General features: G+C 51.8%; 18 protein-coding genes, 1 rRNA gene and 1 other RNA gene. 1 reads left to right on the top strand and 19 read right to left on the bottom strand.

Going from position 1 to position 20500, the window contains the following annotated elements; genetic code table 11:
* The 15 genes from HFP08_RS23675 to rpoE all read right to left on the bottom strand — a co-directional run.
* A 16S ribosomal RNA gene (locus HFP08_RS23675) occupies nt 1-320 on the bottom strand; the annotation flags it as partial.
* Between the two features lie 346 nt (nt 321-666).
* Nucleotides 667-924, bottom strand: coding sequence for a pro-sigmaK processing inhibitor BofA family protein (locus HFP08_RS23670; protein ID WP_240941800.1), 258 nt, complete (start codon nt 922-924; stop codon nt 667-669).
* 2 nt (nt 925-926) lie between these two features.
* Nucleotides 927-1181 (bottom strand): DUF2508 family protein, encoded by a 255-nt coding sequence (locus tag HFP08_RS23665; protein WP_168123098.1) that lies wholly within the window; start codon nt 1179-1181, stop codon nt 927-929.
* A gap of 136 nt (nt 1182-1317) precedes the next feature.
* Entirely contained in the window at nt 1318-1917 is a 600-nt protein-coding gene (recR, locus tag HFP08_RS23660) for a recombination mediator RecR (protein WP_168123097.1), read from the bottom strand.
* Nucleotides 1918-1975: 58 nt separating this feature from the next.
* Nucleotides 1976-2287 (bottom strand): YbaB/EbfC family nucleoid-associated protein, encoded by a 312-nt coding sequence (locus HFP08_RS23655; RefSeq protein WP_168123096.1) that lies wholly within the window; start codon nt 2285-2287, stop codon nt 1976-1978.
* A gap of 21 nt (nt 2288-2308) precedes the next feature.
* Nucleotides 2309-4126, bottom strand: coding sequence for a DNA polymerase III subunit gamma/tau (gene dnaX / locus HFP08_RS23650; protein WP_168123095.1), 1818 nt, complete (start codon nt 4124-4126; stop codon nt 2309-2311).
* A gap of 198 nt (nt 4127-4324) precedes the next feature.
* An RNA gene (gene ffs, locus HFP08_RS23645) (signal recognition particle sRNA large type) lies at nt 4325-4592 on the bottom strand.
* 69 nt (nt 4593-4661) lie between these two features.
* Nucleotides 4662-5075 carry a hypothetical protein gene (locus tag HFP08_RS23640; RefSeq protein WP_168123094.1) on the bottom strand — a complete coding sequence of 138 codons (414 nt, stop codon included), beginning with the start codon at nt 5073-5075 and terminating at the stop codon, nt 4662-4664.
* Between the two features lie 82 nt (nt 5076-5157).
* Nucleotides 5158-5355 (bottom strand): 50S ribosomal protein L31, encoded by a 198-nt coding sequence (rpmE, locus tag HFP08_RS23635; protein ID WP_168123093.1) that lies wholly within the window; start codon nt 5353-5355, stop codon nt 5158-5160.
* A 176-nt stretch (nt 5356-5531) separates the two neighbouring features.
* On the bottom strand, nt 5532-6800 hold the full coding sequence (locus HFP08_RS23630; protein WP_168123092.1) for a radical SAM family protein: 1269 nt from the start codon (nt 6798-6800) through the stop codon (nt 5532-5534).
* A 26-nt stretch (nt 6801-6826) separates the two neighbouring features.
* A complete protein-coding gene (gene rho, locus HFP08_RS23625; RefSeq protein WP_168123091.1) occupies nt 6827-8179 on the bottom strand; it encodes a transcription termination factor Rho in 1353 nt (450 codons plus the stop codon).
* Between the two features lie 115 nt (nt 8180-8294).
* Nucleotides 8295-9554 (bottom strand): UDP-N-acetylglucosamine 1-carboxyvinyltransferase, encoded by a 1260-nt coding sequence (locus tag HFP08_RS23620; RefSeq protein WP_168123090.1) that lies wholly within the window; start codon nt 9552-9554, stop codon nt 8295-8297.
* Nucleotides 9555-9769: 215 nt separating this feature from the next.
* Nucleotides 9770-10168: a response regulator gene (locus HFP08_RS23615; protein ID WP_168123089.1), complete on the bottom strand. Its 399-nt coding sequence runs from the start codon at nt 10166-10168 to the stop codon at nt 9770-9772.
* Nucleotides 10169-10331: 163 nt separating this feature from the next.
* Nucleotides 10332-11942, bottom strand: a complete 1611-nt coding sequence (locus HFP08_RS23610; RefSeq protein ID WP_168123088.1) for a CTP synthase — start codon at nt 11940-11942, stop codon at nt 10332-10334.
* Between the two features lie 275 nt (nt 11943-12217).
* On the bottom strand, nt 12218-12781 hold the full coding sequence (gene rpoE / locus HFP08_RS23605; protein WP_168123087.1) for a DNA-directed RNA polymerase subunit delta: 564 nt from the start codon (nt 12779-12781) through the stop codon (nt 12218-12220).
* A 466-nt stretch (nt 12782-13247) separates the two neighbouring features.
* Here rpoE and HFP08_RS23600 point away from each other — a divergent pair, with 466 nt between their 5' ends.
* Complete coding sequence (locus HFP08_RS23600; RefSeq protein ID WP_168123086.1) at nt 13248-14384, top strand: S8 family peptidase; 1137 nt, start codon at nt 13248-13250, stop codon at nt 14382-14384.
* A 16-nt stretch (nt 14385-14400) separates the two neighbouring features.
* Here HFP08_RS23600 and argS read toward each other — a convergent pair whose 3' ends face one another.
* The 4 genes from argS to lacZ all read right to left on the bottom strand — a co-directional run bounded on the left by argS (nt 14401) and on the right by lacZ (nt 20499).
* Nucleotides 14401-16086 carry an arginine--tRNA ligase gene (gene argS, locus HFP08_RS23595; RefSeq protein WP_168123085.1) on the bottom strand — a complete coding sequence of 562 codons (1686 nt, stop codon included), beginning with the start codon at nt 16084-16086 and terminating at the stop codon, nt 14401-14403.
* The gene (locus tag HFP08_RS23590; protein ID WP_168123084.1) at nt 16083-16565 is read right to left on the bottom strand and encodes a YwiB family protein; all 483 of its coding nucleotides are present in this window, start codon (nt 16563-16565) and stop codon (nt 16083-16085) included. The genes argS and HFP08_RS23590 overlap by 4 nt, the downstream gene beginning before the upstream one ends.
* A gap of 120 nt (nt 16566-16685) precedes the next feature.
* Nucleotides 16686-17228 carry a DNA-deoxyinosine glycosylase gene (locus tag HFP08_RS23585; RefSeq protein WP_168123083.1) on the bottom strand — a complete coding sequence of 181 codons (543 nt, stop codon included), beginning with the start codon at nt 17226-17228 and terminating at the stop codon, nt 16686-16688.
* A 157-nt stretch (nt 17229-17385) separates the two neighbouring features.
* The gene (gene lacZ / locus HFP08_RS23580; RefSeq protein ID WP_168123082.1) at nt 17386-20499 is read right to left on the bottom strand and encodes a beta-galactosidase, LacZ type; all 3114 of its coding nucleotides are present in this window, start codon (nt 20497-20499) and stop codon (nt 17386-17388) included.
* Between the last annotated feature and the right edge of the window lies 1 nt (nt 20500).

Genomic DNA, 20500 nt, shown 5'->3' with positions numbered 1-20500 from the left:
CAGTGTGGCCGATCACCCTCTCAGGTCGGCTACGCATCGTCGCCTTGGTGGGCCGTTACCCCGCCAACTAGCTAATGCGCCGCAGGTCCATCTATAAGTGACAGATTGCTCCGTCTTTCCCGGTTCGGCCATGCGACCGTTCCGCGTATCCGGTATTAGCATTCGTTTCCGAATGTTATCCCAGTCTTATAGGCAGGTTACCTACGTGTTACTCACCCGTCCGCCGCTAAGCTACACCCGAAGGCATAACTCCGCTCGACTTGCATGTATTAGGCACGCCGCCAGCGTTCGTCCTGAGCCAGGATCAAACTCTCCATAAAGGGAGTTTTCGTACTTGGCAAAGCCAATGCGAAAAGCTCCAAGGTGTTTGACTTGCTCATTTTTTCGCTTTTTCATTATCTCAACGAAGCAAGCTTCGTTCATGTAATGAGGCAGTTTCACTCGTTGTTCAGTTTTCAAAGAACAATCCTTCTTGCTCGTTAGCTGTGTATTTCTCAGCAGCGAACTTTTATAATATATCACACTCGCCAAGATTAATGCAAGAACTTTTTTTGAAAAACTTTTTGTTCTTTATTCAATCACTCTTGGCGCGAGAATTAATGTAGCATATTTAACAAGCGCTCGTCAACCTAAAATTAAAATTCAGAAATTTCTGATTCAATATGCTCATACGAAGAAGTATTGCACACCCGCAATAAGAGCTATTCCCGGAACCCCGAGCGCCACTACGGTACCTACCGTAACGGGATTTAGCGGAATATACAGATTGGGGATAATATCGCTGTAATTCAACAAATACAATACTGCGGCAGCTGCAATCAATTGCAGGCTGAATCCCCGAAGCCAGCTCCATGATAAGCGATTGCGCACCACAATCCACAAGAGAAGAACCAATGATACAATCAACAAGCTCGTCCAGATCATTTTCACAGCTCCATCCTCCTCCATTCAGGCCATTCTCCAACCATCTTCTTCGCCTTGCCGAGCAGCATTGCGTATCGTTTCTCCGCGGCAATAATGGCATAAATCGCATAGTCAATCTGATCAAATTCCTTTACGCAGTCAAAATATCTCCTGGCGCTCTCTCTTTGCAACAACGCATCCCGAATTTCTGACATCAAGCTTTCCTTTGCTTGCAAATCATCCGCTGCGGAAATCCCTCTTTGCTCCAACAATACCATAACGCACCTCCTTATCTCCGACTAACATCGCCTCCTTTCATATTTACAAGCTTGTACCGCTCATTAGAACCTCAGAACAAACAAAAAAAACCGTTTCAATCATGACTGGATCATGATTGAAACGGTTCTTCCACATTCAACTAAGTTCGCGGCGTCCTTCAAGCGCCTTCGACAATGTCACTTCATCAGCGTATTCCAGATCGCCTCCGACTGGCAAACCATGAGCGATGCGAGTCACTTTAATGCCAAAGGGTTTTACAAGTCTGGACAAATACATCGCCGTCGCTTCCCCTTCGATGTTCGGATTTGTCGCCAAAATCAGCTCTTGCACCTTCTCATCGCCAAGACGTCTTAGCAGCTCTGCAATTCGAATTTCATCCGGCCCTATTCCTTCCATAGGAGAAATGGCTCCTTGCAGTACATGATAATAACCGTCGTACTCCTTGGTTCTCTCCATGGCAACAAGATCTTTCGATTCCTGCACCACGCAGATGACGGAGCCATCCCGGGATTTGTCCTGACAGATCTTGCAAGGATCGGTATCTGTAATGTTGCAGCAGACGGAACAGAAAAACAGATTGCGCTTCACGCTCACTAATGCTTTCGCGAAATCAATCACATCATCCTCTTTCATCCGCAGCACATAGAAGGCCAGCCTCGCGGCCGTCTTAGGTCCAATTCCGGGCAACCGGGTAAAAGAATCAATCAACTTCGCAATCGGTTCCGGATAATACAAGGGTACAGCTCCTTTCAAATACAGCACGCATTACATTTGCGGAATAGCAATTATGCGGTTAGAATAATCCCGGGATTTTCATACCGCCCGTGAATTTGCCCATATCCTTGTTAGCTAATTCGTCGGCTTTTGAAAGCGCATCGTTGACTGCAGTCAAAATCAAGTCTTGAAGCATTTCCACATCCTCCGGATCTACCGCTTCAGGTTTGATTGAAATATCCGTAAGCTTTTTGTGTCCGCTCACGGTAACCGTAACGGCTCCTCCTCCGGCAGTTCCTTCAACGAATTTCGTTTCCAATTCTTCTTGCGCCTTCATCATTTGCTCTTGCATCTTCTTCACTTGCTTCATCATTTGATTCATGTTATTCATCTTCGTCACCTCGCGTATTAGTTATGATTCATTGTTCTTCACTACAACCAAATCTTCTCCGAACAGCTTAACCGCTTCCTCTACCCATTCGGGCCGTTTCTCCGCAGCCTTATCCGCTGCATGAAAGCCCTCCAGAAGCTCCAAATTGTCCGCTGAAGCAGCCGTGCTCGGCTGATCTCCGACTTGATCCAGACCCGCCTGCCAATCCTTCTGCATAACCGTTACAAGACTTACGGAAGAGCCCAGCACTTCCTGAGCGACACTTTCAATGAGCTCGCGATGATTCTGCTTCTCTGTCGTTTCGCGATGAATTTCATTCTTGAATGCAAGCAGAAGCTTGCCGTCGGCTACCGACGCCAATTCTCCATCCTTCAACCAAGCATGCAAAGTCACCTTCGCGGCTTTTACCCGGTGAAGCACGTCGCCCCACTTCAAGCGGGCTTGCGTTGTTTCGTCGCTGTTGGCTGCTGCCAAATAGGCATCGAGCTTAACCTTGGCTCTCGCCGCGCCTGAGCCTCCGAATGGACGCATGCCCGGACGCGAACCGCCGCCTGCCGCCGGCCTGGATGCTCCGGCCTGGGATTCGGTGCCTCCGGCAGCAACGCCGCTTCTCATCAAGCTTTCCAATTTGCGCTCCAAAGCGTCGACTTGCTGGCGGAGCTTGCCAACCTCCGCATTCGATGCGCCGCTCCCGCCGGCAGAGCTCGGAGCTTGCAAAGCCGAGGAGCTGCTTTCTTCCTTGCTACCAGCAACATTATTCATCGTGCACAGCTTCATAAGCGCCACCTCGAACAGGGTTTGCGGCTGAGACGCATGCCTTAGCTCCGTCTGATAACGATTAAGAACATCGATCATGACGAATAACCGCTCAGAAGAGTAGGAGCTTGCCATCTGACCGAACTTCTCCGCGTCAACCACCCGATCTGTCGCCACCCCGCCTCCTGGCGCAAGCTTTAGCACGAGAAGATCACGGAAATAATAGATCAAATTCTCCATACATTTATCCGCGCTTTTGCCTGCCAGCATCAATTCCTCAACCAGCGTCAGCATCCCGGACGCATTGCCGTCCCGAACGGCTTCTGCCAGCTTGTAGAAATGCTCGGAGGTAATTCCGCCCGTTACATCAACGGCCGCTTCCAGCGTGATGTGGGAATCGCTGAACGCGGCCACCTGCTCCAGCAGGCTGATGGCATCCCGCATCCCGCCTTCAGACAAACGGGCAATGTAAGCAACAGCATCCGCATCCGCAGAAATCCCCTCATCCCGGCAAATCTGGGTTAATCTCAGAGACTGCTCTTCGAGCGAAATTTGTCTGAAATCGAATCTCTGACAACGGGATATAATGGTGGCAGGCAGCTTATGAGGCTCTGTAGTCGCTAATATAAATATAACATGACCAGGCGGCTCCTCCAACGTCTTCAGCAGTGCATTGAAAGCTTCCGTCGTAAGCATGTGCACTTCATCGATGATATACACTTTGAAGCGCACGTCGGAAGGCGCATACCTGACCTTTTCCCTGATATCTCGAATTTCATCGATACCACGGTTGGATGCCGCATCAATCTCAATGACATCCATAATATGACCAGCGTTTATCCCCAGACAGGCCTCGCATTCATTGCAAGGCTCAACAGCAGGACCGCGCTCGCAATTAATCGCTTTGGCAAGCACTTTGGCCGTGGTTGTCTTCCCCGTCCCGCGGGGCCCGTTGAACAGGTACGCATGCGATACCCGATCCTCGCGTATCGCATTCTGAAGCGTCTGAATAATATGCTGCTGACCCACCATGTCCTGAAACGTCTGAGGACGCCAGGCACGATATAGAGCTATATGTGACATGCGACTCTTCCCCTTCAGAGTGTTTATTCTCAATATCTAATCCTAACTAATATGAACAGTATACTACATTGCGCCTTCGAGCAAAATAATGGTCAATAAAAATACCTGCAGAGTCATCCGTCAAGCATAAAGCTTAACTAAGAATCGTCTACAGGTATAGGCGTGAAGGAATTCCTTCACGATTCGTTCTGATTAGAACCGTGCACCTGGCTTCGATAGATACGATCCAAGCGGCATTCTTGCTGCACAGCTCGAGTCAGGCACTCCCCCGGCACATGAACTAACTTACTTACGGCTGCTTCCTTCCGGACCTGACCGGGTTCATAAGCGTCCATTGCGGAGGACCCGACTGTCAACACTGCTTGCAAGCGCCAAGCCTCACATCAGTATTACCTCAGACAGGAATTCAACCTCGCTACAGCGGATTGCGAGTTACAGGGCACCGCTACCTCCCCATCTAGCACGGCAAAGACAAGTATAGTACATTCTATGGGAAAGCGCAACATTCGAAGCTCTGAGGAAATTTCCCAACGGCTTAATCAATGCGTACATGTACATGATAGTCAGGCAAGTTATGCTGGACAATCTGCTCCGCTTTATCGCGGATCCAATCCCGATTGGCATCGGACAACCCCTTCTCGGGAGTCAGAAGCACATTTAGCTCGCTGCCGTTGAAGCCGACCTGGATCTTCTTAATGCCTTCAACAGGCTCAAGCACTTGTTTTACAAACGCGATATCCTCCGAATAGGATTGCGTCGAATGCCGATTTATCGTATTGGGATTGCTGTTCGATAAGCCCATGTATCCATCTTGTCCATAGGAGCGCTTCTCCTGCTCGGATTCACCTGCGCAGCCTGTCGTCAGCAAGAACAACAAGCTAAGGCAAACAGCCGCTATTATGCACTGCCATTTACTCCTTCTTCTCATGAAAGCAACAGCATATACCACAAAAAAACCTCCCTTCTAACCATAGGATGGCTGAGGGAGGTTCTTGTATTCTGCCAAATAAAGGCTGAATGTTCGATATGAATTAAATGCCGTATTTCTTCTTGAAACGGTCGACGCGGCCGCCGGCATCCAGGAACTTCTGCTTACCCGTATAGAACGGGTGACATTGGGAGCAAACCTCTACACGAATGTTCGATTTAATCGAACCTGTTTCGAATGAATTCCCACAAGCGCAAGTAGCTGTAATGACGTGGTATGTCGGATGAATACCTTGTTTCATCTCGTTCACCTCTTCCTGCCCTGCATCACATGCGGACGCAGAGTTAAAATCATGCTGCATCAGTATACCATGAACAACCTCTAGGTTGCAAGATAAATGCTTGGGATACATCTGCAAGGATTGCTGGTGAATCTCGGCTCTTTGCGAGGATAGTCGACAGATCTGGAACAGAACGATTAACGAAGCAACTGCTTCCTTCTGAGCTCTGGAGGCGGCACATGCGTGTACGAGCCGATTACCACTTCAGGCAGTTCCTGCCTGAATATGTCCAGCATCTGCTTCATGCCGTAGATCTCGCCCTGCGGCTTCGGAATGATGGAAAGATAGCTTTCGGGATCGATATTCAAATTCCGCATTTGAATTAATTTCAGGCCCGTTCGTTTGCAGAAGCCGAGCATCGCTTCGATCTCTTCTTCCCGATCTGTTACGCCTGGAAAGATCAGATAGTTTATCGATGTATAGACGCCTTGGTCCGTTGCATACTTAAGCGACTTCTCCACATTAAGCAGATTATAGCCACGCGGCTTGTAATAGGCGTTATAATGCTCATCGAGCGCGCTTATCGTGCTGACTCTCATCAAATCGAGCCCGGCATCCACAATCGCTCTCATGAAATCGGTTAGACCCGCGTTCGTATTAATGTTAATAAACCCGTTAGAAGTCCTGCTTCTGACCTGCTTCATCGCCTCCACGATAATCTTGGCCTGCGTCGAAGGCTCGCCTTCACAGCCTTGTCCGAATGAAATGATAGATTCAGGCTCTTGCAGATGCTCGAGCATAATCTCCACCAATTCATCGACAGTCGGCTTGAAATTCATTCGAGTCTGGGGGGCCACGAAACCGCTGTCCTCCGGCTGTTCGGAAATACAGCCGAAACAGCCTGCGTTGCAGGAATAGGAAACCGGAACGGCTCCTTCCCAGCGGCCAAGAAACGTGTTGGATGCCGTCAGGCATTCGTAGCCTAAAGCGCAGTTCGAAAGATGCTTATATAAGCGATTGTCCGGATATTTCTCCAGCAAGCCTTCGACCCGCACCTGGAGCTCCTGTTGATCGCAATTAAGAGGATCCCAGCGTTCCGGATCATCGCATTGCTCCGCGGTAACGAAGAATTCCCCATCCTTCCACACAACGGCAGTATAGCCGAAGAGCGGGAGCTTCTGCTCTTTGTCCGATTTCACATAACCGGGCAAGCATAAACGGGTAAAGCCCTGAGGCAGCAGCGCCCCCACAGCCTGAACGCCGTTCTTCAATACTTCCATCTCGCCTGTCTTCCCGTTAAGGCCAATGGGTCTCGTGAAGGGCAGACTGACCAAGGTGGCGCCGTTCGGCAGAGGAATTAGCTCCTCCTCCATAATTTCTACAATCATATCGCCGCTTCGTCCGAGTCCGACATAGTCGGGATGGTCGAACACATTGCCGTGCTCGTCCGCATATACGAGATTCATGATGTTCTCCTTTCTCCTTCAAAGCATTACGAGCTGTGCGTCGATCTGGAAACCGGGCGACGCCCGTTATGCGAGGAAGAAGAGGATGAGCTGCCGCTTCTGACAGCGCTGCGCTCCGGCTTCGCAGCTTCTGCAGATGTATCCAGGGACATCAGGAACTGTTCGTTATTCTCTGAATCCTTCAGCTTCTTCAAGAAATTATCGACGAAATCAGGCGTATCGGTCATGCCCTTGCGAATCGCCCATACTTTATCCAACTCTTCCTTCGTCAGCAGCATCTCCTCGCGGCGCGTGCCTGATCTTCTCATATCGAGCGCAGGGAAAATACGGCGTTCCGCGAGCTTGCGATCCAGATGAAGCTCCATATTGCCCGTTCCTTTGAACTCTTCATAAATAATATCGTCCATGCGGGAGCCCGTCTCTACCAGAGCCGTAGCCAGAATCGTCAAGCTTCCGCCTTCTTCAACATTCCTGGCGGAACCGAAGAAGCGCTTCGGACGATGGAAGGCGGCCGGATCGATACCGCCGCTAAGCGTACGGCCGGATGGGGGGATAACGAGATTGTACGCTCTCGCGAGTCTTGTGATGCTGTCGAGCAGAATCACAACATCCTTCTTGTGCTCGACAAGACGGAGCGCGCGCTCCATGACCAGTTCGGCTACCTTGATATGGTTTTCCGGCAGCTCGTCGAAGGTTGACGCGATAACCTCGCCCTTCACCGAACGCTGCATATCGGTTACTTCCTCCGGCCGCTCGTCGATTAAGAGCACGAATAATTTGATATCGGGATGATTCTCGGATATGCTGTTCGCGATTTCCTTCAGCAATAACGTTTTGCCGGCTTTGGGAGGAGCAACAATGAGACCTCTCTGCCCCAGACCAACGGGAGCAAGCAAATCCATCATCCGCGTGGAGAGCTTGGACTGGGCGGTTTCGAGCACCAATTTTTTCTCGGGGTATAGAGGAGTTAGCGCGGGAAAGTGAAGTCGTTCTGACGCGGTTTCCGGATTCTCCCCATTAACTGCATTGACCTGAAGCAATCCGAAATAACGTTCATTCTCCTTCGGCGGACGGCATTTCCCTGATACAAGATCTCCGCTTCTCAGATCGAATCTGCGAATTTGCGATGCCGAAATATAGATATCTTCCTTGCTCGGCAAGTAGTTAATCGGCCTTAGGAAGCCGAAGCCTTCCTGCAGAATATCCAGAATGCCTTCCATAAACATGAGACCGCTCTTCTCGGCTTGCGCTCTTAAAATAGCAAAAATCAATTCTTTTTTCTTCAATGTTCCGTAATAAGCAATCTGATATTGTTTCGCTAATTTGTATAGCTCCGTTAGCTTCAATTCTTCCAGATCTGCGATCTGTAGATCGGACATATTCTCACCACTCTATTCTAAAATTAGGAATCTCTTCTTAATTAACCATCATTGCCACGATATCAAACATCTATTCGAGTCGGACGAATGCGGCATCCATGCTTCTGAAACGAACTCAGCTCTGCTCAGATTCCCGCCATACCTCTGCGCCGAGAAGCGACAGGTTCTCTACCAAATGATCATAGCCGCGATCGATATACTCCACTCCCGTTATCTCGGTTACGCCTTCCTCTACCGTCAATGCCGCAACAACCAGCGCCGCGCCTGCCCTCAAATCGGAAGCCTTCACCTTCGCCGCGCTTAGCTTCGAGCCTTCCACAATTGCCGAACGTCCTTCGACGCGTATATTCGCACCCATTCGCGTCAACTCGGGAACATGCTTGAATCTCGTACCATAGATATAATCCGTAAGTATGCTTACGCCGCTGGCTTGCGTGAGAAGCGTCGTCATCGGCGACTGCAAATCGGTCGCAAAACCGGGATAGACGAGAGCTTTCACGTCGACGGCCGAATAATGGGCTGCCCCGATAATCCGAATGGACTCATCCATCTCGATAACCTCGACGCCCATTTCCTCCAGCTTGGCCGTCAATGCTTCCATATGCTTCGGAATGACGTTGTCAATCAATACATTCCCGCGAGTCGCCGCTGCGGCAATCATATAGGTTCCTGCTTGTATGCGATCCGGGATAATGGAATGTCGGCATCCATGGAGCTTGTCGACGCCTTCGATGCGAATGGTTTCGGTGCCGGCGCCCTTGATCGTGGCGCCCATGGCATTGAGGAGAGTGGCTACATCGATAATTTCAGGCTCTTTGGCCGCGTTCTCGATGACCGTATGGCCTTTGGCGCGGGATGCCGCCAGCATAATATTAATAGTCGCTCCTACGCTCGAGACGTCAAGATAAATCTTTGCTCCGCGCAATTCCTTCGCGGATATGCGTATCGAACCGTGATCGTTCGTGACCGTAGCGCCCAACGCTTCAAAGCCTTTTATGTGCTGATCGATCGGCCTCGGTTCGAAATTGCATCCTCCCGGCAAGCCGATCGTCGCCTCCCCGAAGCGGCCCAGCATGGCGCCCATCAAGTAGTATGAAGCTCTAAGCTTTTTCACCTTGCCGTTGGGCATCGGCTTTGATATCAGATTCGAAGGATCGATGCGCATCACATCCTCCGACCGGGTTACTTTGGCGCCTAGTTCTTGCAAAATTTCGCTGTATACGGCAACGTCGCTAATGATGGGCAGATTGTCGAGCACCACCTCGGATTCCGCCAGAATCGAAACGGGAATCAAAGCCACTGCGCTGTTCTTTGCGCCGCTGATCTGTACCGTGCCTTGAAGCGGCTTGCCGCCGCGAATCATCAGTTTCTCCATGAAATCATATAGCCTCCCGTTTGATGGAAGAAAGCAAAGAGCACACTCTGCCTGCTTGGATGCACAAAAATAATAAAATGAATAGCGTTTTCGCATGTCATTCTGAGTTATTATAGCATATCGAACCCAATATTAATAATATCGAAAAGAAGAAACGTTTCTCGCATAAAAAAAGCATCGTCGCATTTCCTCCGACGATGCCCGGCTGCCTTCTTCTATGATCCGACGGCGAATCGGTCGGAGGACTTATCATCATGAAGCTGTCGATTGACTTCGAAGCGCATTTCATCGATGTCGAACGGCTTGGTGAAATGCATCAATGCCCCTAAATCCGTTGCTTCCTTAATCATGTCGAGCTCTCCGTACGCCGTCATCATAATAACCTTGATCGACGAATTAATCGCTTTGATATGTTTCAGAATTTCCAATCCGTCCATTCCCGGAATTTTCATGTCGAGAAGAACCAAATCCGGAGCTTCACGATTCACAATTTCTAAGGCAAGCTTGCCATTAGCCGCTTGAAAAGTATTGTAACCCTCGCTGCTGAACACCTCCAGCAACAGCACGCGAATTCCATTCTGATCATCAACAATTAATACCTTCTTCTTCTCCAAGCTTCTCCCCCCTAGACTGAACCTGCATCACAATATTCGTGGACAGCTCTCGCGCATTTTTAATATATATTCGAGAAGTCTAGGGATTTTCCTTCTATTGCATACAAAAACTTACTATTGATGAAAGAAACCGTCACATTATCGCATTTCGTCGCCGAAAAGCTCAGCGACTGCTCTCGTAATTGCTGATGGCAGCCTTCACAAAGCCCTTGAATAACGGCTGCGGGCGATTCGGTCTCGACGTGAATTCCGGATGGAATTGCACGGCCAGGAACCAAGGATGATCCTTCATCTCTACCATCTCGACCAAGCGGCCGTCGGGCGAAGTGCCCGAGATGATAAGACCGGCGTTCTCGATCCCTTCGCGATATTCGTTGTTGAACTCATACCGGTGGCGATGGCGTTCGTAGACAAGCTCATCCCCATATTCACGCGAGGCGATCGTTTCCCCGGCAATTTTGCACGGATACAGACCAAGACGCATCGTGCCGCCCATATCCTCGATATCCTTCTGATCAGGAAGCAGGTCGATGACCGGATACGGCGTGGAAGAATTGATCTCCGAGCTGTTCGCGCCTGTCATACCCGCTACGTTGCGCGCATATTCAATGACGGCGACTTGCATGCCGAGACAAATGCCGAAGAAAGGCACCTTCTGCTCGCGCGCATAGCGAATCGCGGAAATCTTCCCTTCGATTCCCCGATCTCCGAAGCCGCCCGGCACAAGAATGCCTTGCACGCCGGACAGCGCCTCCTTCACGTTGTCGTCCGTCAAATTCTCGGCGTCGACCCAACGAATCTTAATTTCGGAATCCTCGGCAATGCCCGCGTGCCCGAGCGATTCAACAATGCTGAGATACGCGTCATGCAGCGCCACATACTTGCCGACGATGGCGATTTCCGTCGTCTTGTGCAGAGATTTCACCCGATCCACGAGCAATTCCCATTCGTGCATATCCGGTTGATCGGTGACAAGCTTCAAATGGTTGACCACAATCTCGTCAAGGCCTTGCTCGCGCAGCATGAGAGGAACCTCGTACAGCGTCGAAGCATCCAGGCATTCAATGACCGCATTCGCGTCAATATCGCAGAATAGACCGATCTTGCGTTTCAAATCCTCGGCAAGCGGATATTCGGAACGGCAAACAATGACATTAGGCTGAATGCCGATGCTGCGGAGCTCCTTCACGCTATGCTGGGTCGGCTTCGTTTTCACTTCTCCGGCCGCTTTAATATAAGGGATAAGAGTGACATGAATGTACATCACATTATCTCTGCCGATATCGCTTTTGATCTGGCGAATCGCTTCCAGAAACGGAAGACTTTCGATATCACCGACAGTGCCTCCAATTTCCGTAATCACGACATCGGAGCCCGCTTCCTTGCCCGCGCGGAATACACGTTCCTTGATTTCATTCGTAATATGGGGAATAACTTGAACCGTTCCGCCCAGATAGTCGCCGCGACGTTCTTTTGTAATAACATTGGAGTAAATTTTGCCCGTGGTGACATTGCTGTTCTTCGACAAATTAATATCGATGAAGCGCTCGTAATGTCCCAGATCGAGATCCGTCTCAGCGCCGTCATCCGTTACAAAGACCTCGCCGTGCTGATACGGACTCATCGTTCCCGGGTCCACGTTAATGTAAGGGTCGAACTTCTGAATCGTCACTTTCAGGCCTCTGTTCTTGAGCAATCTTCCCAAGGAAGCCGCCGTAATCCCCTTCCCCAAAGATGAAACCACTCCGCCGGTTACAAAAATATACTTAGTCACTGTGATGATACCCTCCATGCTCCTATGTGTATTGTTTCAGTTTGTCCAACTGTCCACTTTTGATCACGAAAGCTATTGTGCTGAAAACTGAACTTTTTGAACTCGCACTTCTAAATTGTTGTCTTTCAAACAAAAAAAGTGACACCCGTAGCTACGGGGGCACTTTTCTCTTCAAGCCTATCTTAATGAGTTATTTGTAAACTAATTCTTAAGCCCATGCAATAGTTTACTCTGCCCTCATAGGACATGTCAAGCGTAATCAGCGACTCTGAAAATTAGTTATCCTTGTCCTCGTCATCGAACGAATCCTCATCGTCATCCTCATCCGAATCCAGATCATCATCGTCCTCGTCATCCATATCCTCGTCTTCGATCTCGACATCTTCATCTACCTCGTCGGAATCGTCATCGTTCTCGTCGAAATCTTCCTTGTCCTCGTCATACGCGTCAAAATCGTCGTCATCCGCCGTGAAGTTGTCATCTTCCTCGTCCGCGAACACGTCGTCATCATCATCGTCATCATCGTTAATGATGCGCGTGCGCTTCGCGTTCCCGATCGGATCTTCCGATTTCTCGACCGGATACCAGCGCTTGAGGCCCCACATATTGCTTCCCACGCACGCGAAACGTCCGTCAATATTAATCTCCGTATAGACCTGCGCGATAAATTGCTTGATGCCCTCTTCGGACAGACCGCGAATTTTCGCGATCTCCATCATCAAATCGCGATAATAATAAGGGGTGTTAGCCGCCTTCAGCACTTCGAATGCCAGATCCACCATTGGCATTTCCTTAATCCGTTCAGGATCAATCTTTAACGCAAAGCTGCTGCCGCTCATATGGACACATCCTCTCTTGTAAGAAGAAACGACTTCGGAGTCCTTGTCAAAGGACATTAGCGTTTCTCGCAACATTATAGAGAAAGGAGAAATGAGTTTACATCCTTTCCTATATGTCAAAAAATATGTAGGCTACCGTTAATCATGTTGGTTAGTCAAACTATAGTAAAACCTATTTCATGCAAAAAAGCAAGCGGCCAACTATGCCTTTCTTCTTACTCAAGAAGAATCGGCAAAAAAGCGAAGGGCGCGCCCTTCGCTTTGACTGTATCCATCCGACCATTCGCTGACGCGAACGCATCGGAGATGCAAGAGCCTCCGCAGCTCTTCATTCATCCTATGTCCCTCGGGCGAATTTGACACGGTTTAGGGCCCATTTCTCGGAAAAAGGGCAAGTTGCTCATGCGGCGCCGCGTTCGCGTTCATACAATAGTGCAGCATCGTCCTCCGGGAGGGGAAGCATATATTGGATACAGACGCCTTATTACGTTGGCTGCTGCAGCATCTATCCCGCAGCAGCGTTGCTACTGACTCCAAAATCGTACATTTCCACGATAGCAGCGAGTATGAGAGCTTCCTGCAGCATTTGTCCCAAGCTGCCGAGTCTCATCCCCTGCTTGATGAAATCCGCCCCATCGACAGCATCCAGGGAATATCATGCCCGCTGCCCTCCGTCGAACTTCCCGCAGCATTTGCCGGACGAGTTCGAATCGAGAAGGATTGCCTGATCAGCGTAACCCCGTCCGCTTTGAAAACGACTGCATCCGACAAGGGCATCCCATGGGGCGTGCAGCAAATCAAGGCGCCGCAGGCTTGGGGGATCACGACCGGCCATCGCGTGAAAATCGGCGTCATCGATACCGGCGTCGACTTCAATCATCCCGACCTGCGGCATTCGCTTCTTCGAGGCATTAACCTGTTGAACCGGAACAAGCCGCCTTATGACGACAACGGCCACGGCACCCATATCGCCGGCACTATCGCGGCCGCCAATCAAATGCACGGCATGATCGGGGTCGCCCCAAGAGCCATCATCGCTCCTGTCAAAGCTTTCGATCATAACGGAAGCGCCTTTGTCTCCGATATTATTCTTGGAATCGAATGGTGCGTCCGCAACGGAATGAACATTATCAATATGAGCTTCGGAATGAAGACAAGAAGCAAGGCGCTGCTGTCGGCCGTCGTCAACGCCTATAATGCGGGCGTCATCATTGTCGCGTCTTCGGGCAACGACGGGAAGCTTCGATCCGTCGACTATCCCGCGCGGTATCCGCAGACGATATCCGTGGGGGCGACGAACCGGTTGCGCAAGGTCGCGCCCTTCAGCAACAGAGGCATCTATATCGACATCTATGCGCCGGGAGACAAGATCATCTCATCCTGGCTGAAGGGCCGTTACCATGAGATGAGCGGCACCTCGATGGCCACTTCTCATGTAAGCGGAGCAATCGCCCTGCTGCTCTCCCTGCGGCCAAACCTGACGCCGGGCGAGATCAAAGCCGTCATGAAGCGTTCCATGCTCCCGCTCCGAAATTACAAAACTCGCCGAATCATCGGCGAGCTGGATATCTCGCGTATGCTTCAAGCCGCGGAACGCATGTAGCGCCGCGGCTCCTTGCCTACATGCGCTGGGGCGCGGATACCCCGACGAGCCCCAGCACATTCGCGATCGCGATGCGAATGGCTCCCAGAAGCGCCAAGCGGGCCGTCGTCTGCTCGGCATCCTCCGTAATAACGCGTTCGGCGCGGTAATAGCTGTGGAATTGCGAAGCAAGCTCGTATACATAACGAATCAAGCGATGCGGCGCGTAATGCGCAGCGGCTTCGGCAATTTCGCCGGGAAGCTCGCCAAGCTTTCTCATCAGATCGAATTCCGCTTCGCTGTCCAGCTTGTTCAAGCTCAGCTTATCCGCAGCGGGAAGGACAATGCCTTGCTCATCAGCCTGCCGGAAAATGCTGCAAATGCGGGCATGCGCGTATTGCACGTAGAATACAGGATTTTCGTTGGACGTGGATATAGCCAGATCCATATCGAAATCGAGATGGGAGTCCATGCTTCGCATCGAAAAGAAATAGCGGATCGCATCGACGCCGACCTCGTCCATCAGATCCTCCATTGTCACCGCCTTGCCCGTGCGCTTCGACATCTTCATTTTCTCGCCGTTCTGGAACAGGCTGACCATCTGCGCAATCAATACCGTCAGCTTCGAAGGATCGTTGCCAAGAGCCTCCATCGCCGCTTTCACGCGCGGAATATAGCCGTGATGGTCGGCGCCCCAGATATTGATCATGCGATCAAAGCCGCGCGCGTATTTGTTGCGGTGATAGGCGATATCCGGCGTCAAATACGTATAGGAGCCGTCATTTTTCACCAGCACGCGGTTTTTGTCGTCTCCGAAGGGCTCGGTCTTCAGCCAGACAGCTCCGTCCTCTTCATAGACATGGCCGGAAGCCTTGAGCGCCTCCAAGCCTTGCTCCACCTGACCGCTTTCGTAGAGAGAGGTCTCGCTGTACCACACATCGAAGGAGGTTCTGAAGCGAGTCAGATCGCGCTTAATCTTGTCGAGCTCCTTCTCCAGTCCGAAGCTGCGGAAGAAGGCATATCGCTCCGACTCGGGAAGCGACAGCAGACGATCGCCCTCCTTCTCGGCCAGCGATTTGCCGAAGCCGATAATATCCTCGCCGTAATAGCCGTCCTCCGGCATCTCGGCTTGCTGACCGAGCGCTTGACGGTAACGCGCCTCAAGCGATAACGCCAAATTCTCGACCTGCTTGCCCGCATCATTAATGTAGTATTCGCGCGTCACGTCATAACCCGCAAAGTCCAGCAGATTGCAAAGCGCGTCGCCCACCGCAGCGCCTCTGGCATGACCAAGATGCAAATTGCCCGTCGGATTCGCGCTGACGAATTCCACCTGCACGCGCTGGCCCGCTCCGGCAGCCACTCGCCCATAATCCGCTCCCGCTTCCAGCACCTGTCCAATTACTGGATACAAGCCCGTCTTGTCCAAGCGGAAATTAATAAATCCCGGACCTGCGATTTCCGCCGCTTGAATCGACGCTCCGCTCATATCCATGTGCGCGATGATCTCTTCCGCGATGACGCGCGGATTCTTCTTCGCCTGCTTTGTCAATTGCATCGCCGCATTCGTCGCCAGGTCGCCATGCGACTTATCCTTGGGCACCTCGAGTGCGAAGGCCGGCATCGCTTCCTTGCCCGCCAGTCCCGCCGCCTCGACGGCGTTTGCGATCGCTTCTTTCACTTGCTCGTACATGTGCTCCAGCACATTCTTGCCTTCATTCATGCTTTCCGCTCCTCCTGTATCCATAGACGAATATGGAAATTCCCCGATAATTGCTCTTCCACATAAAGCTCGTACTGCCATTCTATTATAAAAGGAAGCTTCGACGGCAGACTCGTTTCTCTCTCCGGTTCTTCCGTTTCCGGCAATCGATCCTTGTCAAGCGCATAAGCGGCTAATGCTGTCGTCAGAGTATCCAGCTCGAACGCGGTGGCCGCAGATCGGTAGCTCCCCCTTCTCCGCTGTCCCGGCACGAACCATTGCCGGGAATCCACCGCGCCGCTCCTTGCGATCGACAGCTCGCCCGGCGAATAACGAAGAAGCGTTCGAACCTCGTTCCTCTCGCCTTCTCCCGTTCCTTCCCGATAGCGCAAGTAGAGCGCATGCTCTTTGCGAAACCATTCTCCCTTGTATTGAAAGGACTGTATTTCCCCGTCCTGCCGGCTTTCCAGCGTCATGCATACATTCCTGCCCACAGTCATAGACCTGCTCCCGTTTCCTGTCGATTATTATGCCGTCCTACTACTATATACAGGAACCGCTTCAATTTCAACGATGAGATGCGATTCGCCCGCGACGCGCCCGGGGCGGCAAGAAGGTCTTTAAGACCGCTCCGCGTAAGGAACGATAACTTTCCAGGCGGCAAGCCGATCCTCCAGGCTCCGCATATGCTTGGTCGGAATCGGGCTCGTCGACGGCAGCTTGAGCAGACTGATTCCCGGAAAAACCTTTTCTGTACCGTGGACCTTGCGAAAGGTTTCCCAGGCTTTGCTTCCATTGAAGGCAATGCACCGAATGCCCGGATAACGACGCAGCAGCCCCGGAATATCATTCGCCGATTCATCTCTTATGTTCGCATCCAGGCTGCCCTCGCGCTCGCAAGAGGCGATCACGTCCCACAGGGCGAGCCGATGCTTCTGCAGGAAAGCGACCCGCTCCTCGTAGGACTCGGGTGGCGGTTGATGGATTCGCGCGTTCGCATCGCCGCCCCCTTCGCCGAACAAGCCGTAGACGATTCGCCAGAAATAATTCTGCTTATGTCCATAAAATTGCCGATGCTCCAGCGACTTCACGCTTGGCGCGGTCCCCGCGATCAGCACTCTTGCCCGTTCGTCGACAACAGGCGGAAATGAATGTATGCGCATATGAACCTGCTCCCCTTTCGCCTTATGATCTTCCATACTTTGCGCAGACATGCAAAGCAGCGGCCGATCTCCGCATTATACCATGCTGGAAGACCGCCGCTGCAAGGTTCTGTTGAAAGCCGCGCATACGTTTATTTTTCGCTTCGTTCAATCTCTTCTATAGACGTTCGATGACGAAAGAGAACGATCTGTTCTCGTCGCCGCGAAGCGTGAATTCCTCGTGAACCGGAGCTCCCCAGCTGTCGTCGCCGCCAACGCCCATCTGCTTGCCGGCAACGGTTATAACCGTATAATGGGGAACCGGAAGCTCGTAGTGATGCAGCGCGTTCTCGAGCTCGAAAGCCGTGTAAGGCGAAACGCAGCATTCGACGGTTTCTCCCTCGGAGCGGATTCGAATGCCTCCGCCCAGCTTGTCCGTTATATCCAAATTGCGAACACCTGTTCGATTTCCGGATTCCTGCGGCATTACGTAGCCCGATACCTGGTCGCTCGCCCGATTGCGGAACAGCCCGAGTCTCGCTCCATTCGCCCGATCCGTATAATTCTCCTCAGGACCCATAGCGAGCCATTCCAGCTCTTCATACTCTGCGGGAATCCTGAAGGATACCGCATATGTCGGGAGCTGCGGCAGCCCTTCCGCGCCCGCGTAGGACGCATCGACGAGAATGCTGCCGTCTGAACGCACGGTATACGCAATACTCGCTTCCGCCTGTTCGCTAATGGAGAACCGATAGCGATAAACGATGCGGAACCCTTCCTCCAACTCCTCGGTATCGATTCCGATGCATTTGCGCGCCAGGCTGGCGGCGAACCACGCGCCGCTTGCAAAGCCTTGCGAGAAGCCTCGGTCATTGTCCGTAGTCGCCCTCCAGAAGAGAGGCGCGGGAGGAACGGCAATCATCTCTCTGCCGGCATATCGAAGCGATACCAGGCTCATCGCTTGCTTCGAGAAGATTGCACTGAAGTCACTCCCATGCACCCCGATATTAACATCGCCATTCGCAATTCTCAGCTTGGGCCCACGGGGCGAAGCGATCTCTGTTTGATGGTTCGCAGAGACGGCTTCGGCTGAGCTCGTATGCCGGCCTGACGCCTTCTCATGGTCGGAAGCTTCGGCCATGAACACTAGCTGCCCGAAAGCCGTTTCGAAGCCCGCTTCCGCCCACAGCGCATCGTCCTTTAGCAGGAACGCCGCATCGATCGCATATTCGCCGGAGCCCTCAAGCTTGCCTGTAAGCTCGTAAGCCAAGAATCGTTCTTCTCCCGCCGCTACAACAACATTCTCCCTCTCCAGCCTGGCTATTTCATGGCCGTCCCGCGACAAGACGCATAGCAGCTTAAGTCCGGAGGTATCTGCGAACAGATTGCCGTTGCGGATCAGCACGCCATCCTTCTGCGGGAACAACTTTATATTTTGATACAAATATTTCACTTCCTGCATCTTCGGCGACAGCCTGCGGTCCGCGTAGACGATGCCGTTCGTGCAGAAGCCGTAATCGGTCGGACGGTCGCCGAAGTCGCCGCCATACGCCAGAAATTCCTTCCCGTACCGATCCTTCTTCACCAGCGATTGATCGATATAATCCCAGATAAAGCCGCCTTGATACAGCTCGTAGCGCTCTTCCAAATCCGTATACTTCTTCATGCCTCCAAGCGAGTTGCCCATGGCGTGCATATATTCGCAGCTGATATAGGGCTTGTCGGGCTTATCGTTCAAATAGCGCTCGATATCGGCGGGCTTCGCGTACATGCGGCTCTCCATATCGCTCGCTTCGGTGAACGACCTGTCATAGAATACGCCTTCGTAATGAACAAGTCTCGAGGAGTCGACCGAACGGAAATAACGGGATACATTCACCAGCACATCGCCCACATAGGATTCATTCCCCAGCGACCAGATCAGGATCGAAGGATGATTCTTGTCCCGTTCGTACATGGAGATTGCGCGATCCATGACAATGTCCTGCCATTCGGGCTTGCTGCCGGGAATGTTCCAAGAGGGCTCCACGGCGCCCATCTTCTGCCAGGAACCATGCGTCTCCAGATTCATCTCGTCGATGACATAGACGCCGTATTCGTCGCACAGCTCGTACCAATAGCTCTGATTCGGATAATGGGAGGTGCGGACCGCATTGATATTGTTCTGCTTGAGCGTCTTGATATCCCAGAGCATGTCCTCCTTCGAGATCGCTCTTCCGGTCCTGCAATTAAATTCATGACGATTCACGCCCTTGAATACGATTCGCTTGCCGTTGATCTTCATGATCTTATCCGACATCTCGAAGCGGCGGAAGCCGACCTTGCTTGGAATCGCTTCGAGGAGCCGACCTTCGCCGTCAAAGATGTCGATACGCAAGCGATACAAGTACGGCTTCTCGGCGCTCCACAGCTCGGGCTGCCGCAGAGTCGCTTGCAGCTTAAGATCAGTCGTCGAACCGTCTGTCGCAGCGAAACAAGTAAATACCTCTCGGCCCTCTGCGCTGAGCAGCGTCAGGACGGCCTTGGCGCCTTCCTCGGGGCGCTGCAAGAAATCCAATTCAACATTCAGCGTTCCTTGCGTGTAAGAAGCGTCCAATTCCGCGCCAATCCGCATATCTCTCACATGCAGCTCGGGCACCGTGTAGAGATACACCTCGCGGAAGATGCCGGAGAAACGCCAGAAATCCTGATCCTCCAGCCAGCTTCCGGTGCTCCGCTGATAAACCTCGACAGCCAGCTTGTTCTCTCCTTCGCGTACATAAGGAGTCAGCTCGAATTCCGAGGGCGTAAAGCTGTCTTCGCTGTAGCCGACGAATTGTCCGTTCAGCCATACATAGAAGGCGGTCTCCACCCCCTGGAAGGAGATGAACAAGGGCGAGTTCCGCAGATCGGCAGAAACCTCAAAGTCTCTCGCATAGCTGCCTACCGCATTATGCGTCTCGGATATATGGGGCGGACGCAATTCCTCAATTCCGTCCCATGGGTACATCGTATTCACGTATTGCGGCTGACCGTGGCCCTGCAATTGAATATGGCCTGGAACCTGAATGTCCGTCCAGCCTGAACAATCGAATTCCGTTAGGTAGAAGTCCGCAGGTCTGCTTGCCGGATTGACCCCATAATGAAATTTCCAAGCTCCGTTCAAGCTCTGCCGCATGGACATGCTCTTTCCCGCCGCAGCTTCTTCTATCGTTCTATAATAAGCATGATCGGAGTGAGCAGGCAGTCGATTTACCGCAAACACGCTTGTGTCGCTCAGCCAGCTCAGCTCTGGTTTATTCACCGTTGGCATA

This window comes from Paenibacillus sp. HB172176, assembly GCF_011947265.1.
In the GTDB taxonomy this organism is placed as follows: domain Bacteria; phylum Bacillota; class Bacilli; order Paenibacillales; family Paenibacillaceae; genus Pristimantibacillus.
The sequence above is the reverse complement of the archived record's forward strand: the minus strand, read 5'-3'. Positions and strand labels throughout refer to the sequence as shown.

What these genes read in the sequence shown, in the direction of transcription:
- HFP08_RS23670 (WP_240941800.1), bottom strand. Translation starts at nt 924, where the DNA reads ATGATCTGGACGAGCTTGTTGATTGTATCATTGGTTCTTCTCTTGTGG.
- HFP08_RS23665 (WP_168123098.1), bottom strand. Translation starts at nt 1,181, where the DNA reads ATGGTATTGTTGGAGCAAAGAGGGATTTCCGCAGCGGATGATTTGCAA.
- HFP08_RS23655 (WP_168123096.1), bottom strand. Translation starts at nt 2,287, where the DNA reads ATGAATAACATGAATCAAATGATGAAGCAAGTGAAGAAGATGCAAGAG.
- dnaX (WP_168123095.1), bottom strand. Translation starts at nt 4,126, where the DNA reads ATGTCACATATAGCTCTATATCGTGCCTGGCGTCCTCAGACGTTTCAG.
- rpmE (WP_168123093.1), bottom strand. Translation starts at nt 5,355, where the DNA reads ATGAAACAAGGTATTCATCCGACATACCACGTCATTACAGCTACTTGC.
- HFP08_RS23630 (WP_168123092.1), bottom strand. Translation starts at nt 6,800, where the DNA reads ATGAATCTCGTATATGCGGACGAGCACGGCAATGTGTTCGACCATCCC.
- rho (WP_168123091.1), bottom strand. Translation starts at nt 8,179, where the DNA reads ATGTCCGATCTACAGATCGCAGATCTGGAAGAATTGAAGCTAACGGAG.
- HFP08_RS23620 (WP_168123090.1), bottom strand. Translation starts at nt 9,554, where the DNA reads ATGGAGAAACTGATGATTCGCGGCGGCAAGCCGCTTCAAGGCACGGTA.
- rpoE (WP_168123087.1), bottom strand. Translation starts at nt 12,781, where the DNA reads ATGAGCGGCAGCAGCTTTGCGTTAAAGATTGATCCTGAACGGATTAAG.
- argS (WP_168123085.1), bottom strand. Translation starts at nt 16,086, where the DNA reads ATGAATGAAGGCAAGAATGTGCTGGAGCACATGTACGAGCAAGTGAAA.
- HFP08_RS23590 (WP_168123084.1), bottom strand. Translation starts at nt 16,565, where the DNA reads ATGACTGTGGGCAGGAATGTATGCATGACGCTGGAAAGCCGGCAGGAC.
- HFP08_RS23585 (WP_168123083.1), bottom strand. Translation starts at nt 17,228, where the DNA reads ATGCGCATACATTCATTTCCGCCTGTTGTCGACGAACGGGCAAGAGTG.
- lacZ (WP_168123082.1), bottom strand. Translation starts at nt 20,499, where the DNA reads ATGCCAACGGTGAATAAACCAGAGCTGAGCTGGCTGAGCGACACAAGC.